Source organism: Clostridium sp. JNZ X4-2 (assembly GCF_054889485.1).
The window spans coordinates 2,240,622-2,251,715 of the sequence record NZ_CM142685.1; the positions used below are offsets into that span (position 1 = coordinate 2,240,622).

At 33.7% G+C, this 11,094-nt stretch carries 8 protein-coding genes; all 8 read right to left on the reverse strand.

Annotation, left to right across the window (positions count from 1 at the left end; translation table 11 throughout):
* Positions 1 to 17 precede the first annotated feature (17 nt).
* Positions 18 to 725, reverse strand: coding sequence for a CoA transferase subunit A (locus tag ACYUJ6_RS10730; protein WP_461842780.1), 708 nt, complete (start codon positions 723 to 725; stop codon positions 18 to 20).
* Between the two features lie 216 nt (positions 726 to 941).
* Positions 942 to 1,421 (reverse strand): S-ribosylhomocysteine lyase, encoded by a 480-nt coding sequence (locus tag ACYUJ6_RS10735; protein ID WP_461842781.1) that lies wholly within the window; start codon positions 1,419 to 1,421, stop codon positions 942 to 944.
* An 88-nt stretch (positions 1,422 to 1,509) separates the two neighbouring features.
* Positions 1,510 to 2,382, reverse strand: coding sequence for a cation diffusion facilitator family transporter (locus tag ACYUJ6_RS10740; protein WP_461842782.1), 873 nt, complete (start codon positions 2,380 to 2,382; stop codon positions 1,510 to 1,512).
* Positions 2,383 to 2,401: 19 nt separating this feature from the next.
* On the reverse strand, positions 2,402 to 3,331 hold the full coding sequence (locus ACYUJ6_RS10745; RefSeq protein WP_461842783.1) for a ketopantoate reductase family protein: 930 nt from the start codon (positions 3,329 to 3,331) through the stop codon (positions 2,402 to 2,404).
* 84 nt (positions 3,332 to 3,415) lie between these two features.
* Entirely contained in the window at positions 3,416 to 6,910 is a 3,495-nt protein-coding gene (locus ACYUJ6_RS10750; RefSeq protein ID WP_461842784.1) for an AAA family ATPase, read from the reverse strand.
* On the reverse strand, positions 6,897 to 8,117 hold the full coding sequence (locus tag ACYUJ6_RS10755) for an exonuclease SbcCD subunit D (protein WP_461842785.1): 1,221 nt from the start codon (positions 8,115 to 8,117) through the stop codon (positions 6,897 to 6,899). Before ACYUJ6_RS10755 ends, ACYUJ6_RS10750 begins: the two co-directional genes overlap by 14 nt.
* A 158-nt stretch (positions 8,118 to 8,275) precedes the next feature.
* A complete protein-coding gene (locus ACYUJ6_RS10760; protein WP_461842786.1) occupies positions 8,276 to 9,529 on the reverse strand; it encodes a nickel pincer cofactor-dependent isomerase, group 22 in 1,254 nt (417 codons plus the stop codon).
* Between the two features lie 177 nt (positions 9,530 to 9,706).
* Positions 9,707 to 10,690, reverse strand: a complete 984-nt coding sequence (locus ACYUJ6_RS10765; RefSeq protein ID WP_461842787.1) for a bile acid:sodium symporter family protein — start codon at positions 10,688 to 10,690, stop codon at positions 9,707 to 9,709.
* Positions 10,691 to 11,094 lie beyond the last annotated feature (404 nt).

Sequence of the window (11,094 nt, forward strand, 5' to 3'; positions counted from 1 at the left end):
GTCCAATTAAATATAGATTATTGTAGTCTACTCCATACCTTTCTCATCTTACTCTGACATTCTTCATAACTGTATCCTACACATATTGCATCATTAAAAATTCCCGGCGTTTGAACTATCTCCGGTTTGATTTCACCGGCTTCAACTATTTCTTCAACTTCCACAATAGTTATATCTGCCGCTGCTGCCATCAGCGGGCTGGCAGTAGGTGCACCGCTATAAACAAGATTTCCCATTTTATCTGCCTTTTGAGCTTTTATTATAGCTACATCTGCCTTTAAAGGAGTTTCCAATAAGTATTCCCTGCCATCTACTTCTATCTTCTTTTTACCTTTTTCAAGCAAGGTTCCCAGTCCTGTAGGTGTCAGCACTCCACCTAATCCAGCAGCAGCACACCTTATCTTCTCAATTAGGCTGCCCATAGGATAATACTCCACTTCTATTTTGTTATCCATATATTGTTTTACAGCAGTAGGATTGGTTCCTATATGAGAACCTATAAACTTTTTTACAAGCCCATGATCAAACAGCAGTCCTATATCAAATCCTCCTCCTGGAAAAGAATTTGTTGAACATATAAGTGTCAAATCACTTATATTAAGTTCTACCAATTTATCAACAGCCATCAATGGTGTATTGCTTCCAAGAAATCCCCCAATCATAATGGTTGAGCCATTTTTAACATATTTCTTTATTGCTTCCTCCATATCTAAAAATTGCGGCATATTATATTCCCCCTTATAAAATAAACAGCCCAAAATCAAACTAGTGTAATATGATTACACTATATTATTTTATTGTAAACGACTACTGCTTGTCAATATCTTATATCTGCTGATTTCTAAAATGAATCTTGTTTAGTTATAATAATTAACCTAAGATTAAAAAGTCACTTTTATCATAAAATATGATAAAAGCGACTTTTATTAATTATTTCCATATTAATTTGGATAATTCAGCCTTTCATCCGGGATATCTGTCAAAACTTCTTTGAGAAATTTATCTGCCCAGTATTTCGCCATAGGAAGATTCATGTCCAAATAATTTCCACAGTCTTTTGGATCAGCTCCAGGTATATCTCCTTGAAAATTTAATATGAACTTATACATCTCCACCAGCAAATCCACAATATCCTTTGACTCATAGTCTCCATGCAAAATCAGATAAAATCCCGTTCTGCACCCCATGGGTCCAAAATATACGGTTTTATCTCCATAAATACTGTGATTTCTCAAAAAAGTTGCTCCTAAATGCTCAATGGTATGAACTTCCGCTGTATTCATAACAGGTTCATCATTAGGGCTTGTCATTCTTATATCAAATGTGGTTAGAACTACCTCTCCATATTTATCTTTTCTGGAAACATAAACACCTGGTATCAGTTTTAAATGATTGACAGTGAAACTTGAAATTTTATCCATGTAATATCGCCTCCTGTAGCATTTATTATACATCATGTTCAACCTGTAATCAATTATTCAGTTTTACCCTAATGTCCGAATACAACAGCTATTTCAAAGCCGGCTCTACATGTATAATTGCATATTTTATTTTAAATTCACTGCTCAGCATGCTTTCTATCTTTTCCGTAATACTATGACTTTCAAGTACGGTCAATTTGGAGCTGACGCCTATTACGATATCAAGTAAAATGTTGTTTCCATGTACCCTGGCCTTTACATCCCTGACACTGTCTACGCCTTCAACTTGATTTATTTTTCCAATTATCTTATCCAGCTGCCTGCTGTCAAAACCATCAGTTAAACTTTGGGCGGACTCCTTGAAAATTCCCATTCCTGTTTTTATTATCAGTATTCCCACTATTACTGCTGCCAGTGGATCTATCCAGGGAAAACCAAACTGCGATGCTATAATTCCACAGGCAGCCCCAAGGCTGACCCAGGCATCTGAAAGATTGTCCTTTGCAGCAGCCATAAGTGCCATACTCTTAATTTTAACTGCCACTTTCCTGTTATACCTGTACACTACATATACCAATACAGTACATACAATGGAAACCAATGCAGATATCATATCCGGTGCCTTGGCCTTGAAAAATATAGTGGAGTACACTGCATTGTAAAAAACCTCTGCTCCTACAGCTATCATTATCAAAGAAGCAACCAGGGTAGATACCGTCTGTGCTCTCAAATGTCCATAGGCATGATCCTCATCGGCAGGTTTTCTGGATATTTTAAGTCCTATAACAATGGCTAGGGAAGCTATTATATCCGTGGAATTATTAATGCCATCCGCGAAAAGAGCTCTGGAGTGAAAAAAATATCCTATACTGAGCTTAAATAAAGATAAAAACACATATACTATAACATTTACCTTAGTTCTCTTTTCTGCAATTTTAAGATCTTTATAATCCTCTTCCATCTATTCTCTCCTATAAAACCTACATTTTTGAAGCATTGCTCCACTCCACTGCCTTTATTATATTTAAAAGTGTCCTGTTTACTGGAGTATCTACTCCATATTTTTCTCCCAGTCTGCATACAGTTCCTGCAAATATATCGACTTCAGTTTTTCTGCCATATTCAATATCCTGACACATTGAAGTATTGCTGCGGGGAGGCATGGAAGCAAGTACCTTATTCCATTTTTCAATATCCCCTCCGCTTAAATTTATGCCGATTTTTTTGGATAACCTTACCACTTCCCACATGGCAGATTCCATAAGCTCTTTCGCCGCGCCTACAAATTGAAATACTCCATAATTCTCTCTTACAACTGCTGAAGCCTGATTTATCCCCACATTGATCATAAATTTATACCACAGGGAGTGCATCATATCCTTTGGAATGCTGTAGGCTATATCTGCCCTGTCAAAAAGTTCTTTTATCCTCTGTACTTTTTCCGAGTAAATATTATTTGTTTTTTCGCCAAAAACTATATTTCCGTAACTGGAAAAGGAGATCTCATTGCCCTTTCGGTTTCCATCAATGGCAATACAGAGGGCATAGAGCATTTTATCCATTCCATATTTTTTCCCTATTATCTCTTCGCTGGTAATTCCATTCATAAGAGATATTATAATTGTATCTTTCCCAACTTGATTTTTCATATCCTCCACAGCCTGACAAAGTTGATATGACTTTACTGAAACAATAATCAAATCTGCCGGTTCTGTTTTTTCTTCCGGATCCACATATGTAAAGTCATATCTTTTTCCATTTATTATAAATCCATTTTTCTTATATCTTTCAGCCCTTTCTCCACCTGCTATGACTTTTAATCCTGCTGGATTCAAGTCATACAATTTACTGTCATATGCACATCCAATAGCCCCCATTCCTATGGCAGCTATATTTTTTATACTGTTCATAATGTATCCCCCTCCATTCAATATTTACTATATTACATTTACAATAATATAATAAATTATATATAAATAACAATATACTCTCGGTTAATTTATTTCTATTTTTACCCTGCTTCCTCCCATTCCTGCCTCAGCAGGAGATACTATAAGTTTTACCGGCATTCTTTCCTTGATAACTTCCAAATGGCTTATTATTCCTATTGATAATTTGTCATTATGAATTTTTTCCAGGGAATCCATAACTATTTCAAGTAAATTATCATCTAGAGTACCGAAACCTTCATCTAAGAAAAACAGTTCCAAAGGTGCTGTGCCCTTTAACTGTATTTGAGCAGATAGAGCCAGTGCCAAAGCTAAAGATGTCACAAAAGTTTCACCTCCTGACAATGTGGAAGCATCCCTCTTTTTCCCCCCATTTTTATAATCCCTGATAAAAAATCTTCCGTCCTCATCAACTTCTAATCCATAATTTTCACAGGTAATCTGCCTCAATTTTTTATCTGCTTCCAGGGATATATATTTCAATTGATTTCCAGCCACAAACTCCACAAATTTTTTACCTTTAAATAATTTTTCCAGATCATCTAAAAGTCCTAATTCATGTTCCATTTTTTCTTTTTTTTCTAAAAGAACCTTTAACTCTGATAACTTTATATTTATAGAATTTACCTCTTCATTTATTTTTATTTTAGCTTCATATAATTTATTCAATTCATTATTCTTTTCATTTTTATCCTGCTGCATTTGGATCCACTGGCCTTCTGTTAAAGTTTTACCCCCTGTATTTTTATAGAGATTTTCTATAGTGACATTTAACTTTACAAGAAAATCCTTATACTCCTGTATCTTTTCCCTTAGTTTATTCATATCAAGCCTGTTCATAAAAAACTTTTTAACTTCATATATGTCTTTAAATGGTTGCTCTTTCAGAGCTTTTTCCAGACTTTCCCTCTCTTTTAAATTTCTTTCGTTTAAATTGGCTAAGCTGCTATGGGCAGCTATTATCTTATTATTATATATATCATAGTCCTTCTCTATTTTCCTATTATTTTTTTCTGCTATTGCATATTCACTTTCTATCTTTTCTATGGAGTCAGATATCCCTTTATTAAGATCTTCTAAATCCACTATCTGCCCCACTTTATTTTTTATACTATTTTCTTTTTCACATATGTTTTTGTCTGTTTCCTGAAACTTTGCCTGTTTTTCACTTAATTTTTCTTTTAAATCTGTTACTCTGCTGTTAAGTTCTTCTTTTTCATTCCGTTTTATATCTAAATCATTTCTAAATTTTCTTATTTCACTTTCCAGCTTAATTCTTTCTTTTTCTTTATCATTTATTTCATTTGACCTGCTTTTAAAATTTTCTACTGATAGTTCAGCTTTTAATGACGACAATTGTTCTTCCATTATTTTCAGTTTTTCTTCCTCAGTGTTTAAATCTTGCTGCAATCTTATCAATCGAGACTTATTTTGCTCTTGTATAGTAATTTCTCTGCTGTAATCAATATCCATAGAAGTCTTTTCCTCTTTTAAAATTTTAATCTTTTTCTCCAGAATACTTTTTTTGTCGTTAAATTCAATTATATTGTATTTTAATTTATGAAATTCACACTGGAGAATACTTACTGAAATCTCTTTAAAGTCCTCTCCTAATTCTTTAATTTTTTTCTGAATTTCTTTTACATTTTTTTCTTCTGATAAAATATTTGTCTGTATCTTTATTATCTCTTCAGTTAATTTCCTGCTTTTATTTTCTTTTTGATTTAAATCAATTTCTAGTTTTTCTAAACTACTGGTGTCAATTATATTGAAGCTTTTCACACAATGATATGCCGAACCGCAAACAGGACATGAATCACCCTCCGACAGTGTATTTTTTAAAGTATTTGCCAAATCATCCCTTTTAAATTTTTCCACCTTTTCACTTACTTCCTTAATTTCACATTCCAAATCAGATTTTATGCCACACTTATTCTTCAATTCTTTTTTTAAATCTTGAACAATACCTTTGCTTTTATCTTCAGAATTTTTGTAATCTCTGTATCTATCACATTTACCTTTTACAGAAGATAAATTGGCTTGAAAAACAAGCAGGGTGTTTTCATCCCCAGGACACATTTCCAGCAGTTTATTCAATTTCCTCATATTATCGTCCAACAACTTTTTCTTTTCTTCAATATTTTTTAGTAAAATTTCCCCTCTGCCAGCTGCAGCTTTCATATTCATCTGACAAGTTTCTATATCTTTACACAGGCTATTTTTTTGAACCATAATATTCTCATAATTAATTAACATAATCATTCCTTTATTTATTTTTCTTTTATACTCTTCAGGTATTTTCAAAATTTCCATTGTCTCTTCTTTTTTCCTGATATTAACCAATAGCTCTTCAATATAATTTTTATCATTTATCATTTCATTATTTTTATTTTGTAAATTTTTCTTCAAATATTCAATATCTTTCTTCAGCAGCTTCTTTTCCTGCTGTAATCGGTTCAATATTATGCTTTCTTCAACAGCATCTGAAATTTTTTGTTGTTTTACCCTTAATTCCGGCAGTTCCTTATCTTTTTTATCCCTAATTTCATTTAGTATTATCCCTGTTTTATTTTTATTTTCTCTTATAACACCTATTTTATTATTTAAATTTAACAGTTCCTTTTTTATGGTCTTTATTTGATCAAGTGTATTTTCAAAGTTATCCATATAGGGTTTAATCTTTAATGCTCCTTCAGCCAAACTAACCTTTTTTTCCCATTCATTTATCTGACCTTCTTTTTCTCTTAACAGCTTGCGTTCATTGACTTTTTCATCTAATTCCAATTGAAGCTTCCATAATTCTTTTCCATCATTAAATTTTTGTTCAACCACATTATATTCTATTTTACATCTGCCATACTGTTTTTCTATTCTTTCCAGTTCTTCAGCCTTTTCTTTCAAGTTTTCTGCCCCAATGCCTTCATAACCCTTCAGCTGGCCCTGCAGCACACTGGCCTTTTCTCTTTCTTCTTTACTTTTTGCACTTAATTTAAATGACAGATCATCTCCATATTTTTGAAGGCTGAACAATCTTTCAAGCATATTTCTTCTGTCTTTTCCCTCTAATTTTAAAAATTCACTAAACCTCCCCTGGGGAAGTACCACGGTTCTGGTGAAATCCTCCAGCTTAAGCCCCAGTATTTCTTCACATCTTTCAGTTACATTCTTAGCTCCTTCTTCCAATACCTTTTTTAATTTGCCGGTAACATCCATTATCCTGGCAGATTTACTTCTCACCTTTCCAGTTTTATTTTCTCTCTTAAATTCTCTCTCTACTATATAGGTTTTTATTTTCTTTTCAGATATTTGAAATTCATAGCTTACATTTAGGCTGTTACAATTTACATTCATAAAATTAGAGCTTTTTCTTGCTACTTCACCATACAGGGCTAAAGTAATTCCATCAAGTACAGTAGATTTCCCGCTGCCGGTAGATCCGAATATACCAAATATACCTTTGCTGGTCAATTTTTTAAAATCAATTTCCTGGGCTTCCACAAAACTGTTTAATCCTTTTATTTTAAGCTTAATAGGTTTCATTGCCTTCTCCCTCCCTAATAATAGATAATAACAAATCTATTACCTCTGGCCGGGGTTCAACCTTTCTTTCTTTTAAGTAAAACTCCCTGAAAATCTCTTCAAAAGACTTATGTGAAAAACTATTTATATCTATATTTTCACTATCCTTGTTTTTTATTTTTGGAACAATCTCCAATATATCTTTTTTTGTAGTTTTCATAAATTTTATTTCATCTTCTCTTATATATCTATCAGAAGTTACCTCTATATAAACCCAGCAATTTTTTTCTTTATTTTCCTCACACTTTTCCATGGCCTCTTCAATACTTTTACATTTCCAAATTTCTATAGGCTTATATACTTTAAATTCAACTTCTTCAACTCTGCAGTCCTCCCCTGCTTTCACATCTATAATAAAACATTTTTTCTTAAAATTAATTTCCCTTTTATTATATTGAATAGGTGAACCCGAATATCTTGCCCTTCCATGAGTTCCAGGCACTATTTGGGGTTTATGAACATGTCCCAGTGCAATGTACTGGGCACTTTCAGGAAAACAGCTTCCATCTACAATAAAACTTCCGCCCAGCTGAACATTCCTTTCTGAACCCGCCTCATCACTTCCCATTGCAAATAGATGGGAAACTACAATATTTATAGTATCCTCCCTATAATTTTTACTCAAATTATCAAATAACATTTTAATTCTGTCACTGTATGATTTTACCTTTTCCCTTTCCTCCTCCATTTCGTCATACAAAACTTCATTCAACCTTTTTTCACTAGGATATGGCACCGTAATAATCACAGCTTTTTCTCCATTTATTTCAACCTCAATGAAACCTTCACCAGAATTGACAACCTTGTGTTTGCCATAATTGCCGCAAGGTATTACTGTTTTTGGTGTACCTACCATTATAATTCCATGATCCCTTGCCAGAGGTCCTGCTGCCACCAGCCTGTCCGGATTATCATGATTGCCTGCTATGACTAAAGTTATCCTTTCTCCATTTGAAGATAATTTTTTCAGCGTATCATAGAAAAATTTTTCAGCCCTGGCCGGGGGATTAGCATTGTCATAAATATCTCCTGCAATAATTATCAAATCCACATGATTGGTTTGAACTATTTTTATAAAATCTTCAAGAAAGGCCTCTTGTTCATCCATTCGGCTGTATCCCTCTAAATTTTTACCCAGATGCCAATCAGAAGTATGTAAAATTCTCATTGTTTTCTCCTCCAAATCAAATAGTATGATATTTGTATATTGACAATTATAACATATGAACAGACAGCTCTAATATTTAAGGCGGCTGTTTCAAAATAGAATTTTGAAACAGCCGCCTTCAGCATCCTTGGGGGATGATTTTACATATTAATACTTTTTTAAAACAAAACTAAATTTCCTTCTTCATCAAAAACCTTTGTAATATCAGTTCCAGAAATTTTATATTCAGGTGGAACTTCCGGCAATAGTGCCGAAGATACATATACCTGTGAAAGTTCAAGAGTGCTGTCTATCAGCATAATACGTGCTGTTTCCTGATTTACAGCCCGTCCACAAGTTTGTAATCCTATTCGAATGGCCTCCTTATCTGTAGGAGCTACTACCGGTATAAAACAGCGCTCCAAGAAACCAGATGTTATAGTATTCATATAAGTTTTTTGAATATCAACTTTATCATAAAGTCTGCGTGTAGTTACATCAGCAATACCCATTCCCAAAGCATTTCCCTCGGATTCATCTGTCAAATCCAGTATGACAATTCTACTTGCAGTACCCTTGTCATCAGGTATACCGTTAATTCTCATACGTCCAATTACATTTGGATCCATTCCAACACCAGAAATATTCTTTCCCATTTCTTTAATTACTAAAACATCTAAATTGTTTAAGGGCAATTTAGCTAATAATTTTTTTGAATGTTTGAGAAGTTCTGCATCCCTTTCAAAAATATTTTCGGCGTTTAAAACTTCTACAACTGCTGTCATATCTTTTTTATTTTCAACAATAGCTACAGCAGCCAACAGTGGAATATGTTCCAATACTTTTGCAGCTACTTTGGGAATCAGATTTTTAAGCCCACTGGCACCATGCTGGTGTACTGCTTCCGCCTGAGCTTGTTTTCCTATGCCGATAACAAGCATTTTTATAACTCCGCTCTCATGTTCACCATGAAAATCAGTATGAGCTTTAACCCGGTTCACTGGAACTATATAGTCCAGATCCAGCACCTTTTTATCTACATATACCGGCTGGTTACCTATATGATCAATAGTTGCCACTTCCATGTTTGACACTATTGGAACTCCAAGTTCCTTTTCGTTGATACCATAATGATCCAGAATTGAACGCTGTCCCTCTGCCGTTGCACCCCCATGACTGCCCATGGCAGGTAAAACCACTACATCAGCTCCATGTGCCTTTAAATTAATTATAACATGTTTTATAATCAGCTGAATATCCCGTATGCCTCTGCTTCCAGCCAGTACACCCACTTTTTTTCCCTTAACATTTTTTCCTGCAAGTTCCTTGTCTATTCCATTTTTAACTGTCTCAATTATTTCTTTTTCTGATAAACAGCTGCAACTTTCTTCAGTAACTATTTTATGAATTACCGGCATTTTTATATCAAGCATAATAAGCCTCCTTATAAGAATAAATTTCAATTATATTATGCATAAAATCGCATCGTTCACATAAGCTGCGTAAACTCTTTGTACTATTTGAAGTTTTTATATAAGTCCAACAAATCTTTCTTTTTGTATATAATACAGTTTTAAATTATATTATCAATACCATCTTGCATAATTTTTCTAAACTACACCATTTTCAGTTCCAATATTTTTAGCATCTTTGGCATCTTCAGCATCGTCTTTCTCTGCTCTTTTAGCCCAGTAAGTTGCCAGTGTAGATCCTGTAACATTATGCCAAGCACTAAAAATTGCACCTGGAATAGCAGCTAAAGGATTTAAGTTCATTAAAGCCAGAGTAACTGCAAGTCCTGAGTTTTCCATACCTATTTCAAATGCAATTGCTTTGGATTTACGTTTGCTGAGTTTACCCAATCTGCGGGCAGCATTATATCCAAGGAATAATCCAGTCGCATTATGAAGTGCTACTGCTAAAAAGGCCATGAATGCTACGCTGGCAAGGTTTTCAGCATTGACAGCAACACCTGTTGTTATAATAAACATAAGTGCAATTGTAGATGCTACGGGTACAAACTCCACAACTTTCTGAACTGGTTTATCCGCAATTCTACGAATTAATACTCCCAGGAAAACGGGAACAACCACGCTTTTTACAATACTGAGAAGCATTGATGCTGCATTCACCTTAACCATTGAACCTGCAAGCATCAAGAAAATTGCCGGTGTGAGAATAGGTGCCAGAACAGTGTTTACACTTGAAACAGTAATTGAAAGTGCCTCATCCCCTTTTGACAAAAATGTCATAAGATTTGAAGCAACAGCACTAGGACAACATCCAACTAGAATAAGTCCGGCAGCTATAGGAGCTGGCAAGTGCAGCAGTTTTGATATTGCAAATGCAACAAAAGGCATAATAAGATAACGTGGTACCACACCCCAGAGTACATCAAGCGGGCGGGAGAATACCAGTTTAAAATCATCAGTTGTCATGGTAAGACCCATACAGAACATTACAGTTCCTAAATAGTAAGCAGTATAGGCACTTAAAGGCTTAACATGAGCCGGGAATATGAAAGATAAAATTGAACCTATAACCACCCACACCGGAAAATATCCAGTAATTAATTTACAAATCTTTTTTATCATTTTTTTCAATCTCCTTTTTAAAGTTTTTTAGTGAAAATTTTTATACATAGCTTTTTATTTTCACATCACCCCCTTTTATCTGCTTTAAAAATTGATAACTTAAAAACAATTAATATTTTTTAAACCGTTTTCAAGGGTTTATCCAGCATACTCATTTATACCTACTATTAATTAGTATAGAAATAATATTTTTATTTTTCCTGAAGGAATTTTAATTAATTCTTTAGTAGTAAATATACTATTATGTATAATATATAGAAGTAAATTTACTACTATATATAAGTATACTATTTAATTGTTTTCATGTAAATAGAAACAATCAGGTTACTATTAACATTTTACACAGCAATAACTATACCAATTGTCTATTTTTCTATCAATAGTTCCTTAAAGTTACTTAAATA

What these genes read in the sequence shown, in the direction of transcription:
- ACYUJ6_RS10730 (WP_461842780.1), bottom strand. Translation starts at nt 725, where the DNA reads ATGCCGCAATTTTTAGATATGGAGGAAGCAATAAAGAAATATGTTAAA.
- ACYUJ6_RS10735 (WP_461842781.1), bottom strand. Translation starts at nt 1,421, where the DNA reads ATGGATAAAATTTCAAGTTTCACTGTCAATCATTTAAAACTGATACCA.
- ACYUJ6_RS10740 (WP_461842782.1), bottom strand. Translation starts at nt 2,382, where the DNA reads ATGGAAGAGGATTATAAAGATCTTAAAATTGCAGAAAAGAGAACTAAG.
- ACYUJ6_RS10745 (WP_461842783.1), bottom strand. Translation starts at nt 3,331, where the DNA reads ATGAACAGTATAAAAAATATAGCTGCCATAGGAATGGGGGCTATTGGA.
- ACYUJ6_RS10750 (WP_461842784.1), bottom strand. Translation starts at nt 6,910, where the DNA reads ATGAAACCTATTAAGCTTAAAATAAAAGGATTAAACAGTTTTGTGGAA.
- ACYUJ6_RS10755 (WP_461842785.1), bottom strand. Translation starts at nt 8,117, where the DNA reads ATGAGAATTTTACATACTTCTGATTGGCATCTGGGTAAAAATTTAGAG.
- ACYUJ6_RS10760 (WP_461842786.1), bottom strand. Translation starts at nt 9,529, where the DNA reads ATGCTTGATATAAAAATGCCGGTAATTCATAAAATAGTTACTGAAGAA.
- ACYUJ6_RS10765 (WP_461842787.1), bottom strand. Translation starts at nt 10,690, where the DNA reads ATGATAAAAAAGATTTGTAAATTAATTACTGGATATTTTCCGGTGTGG.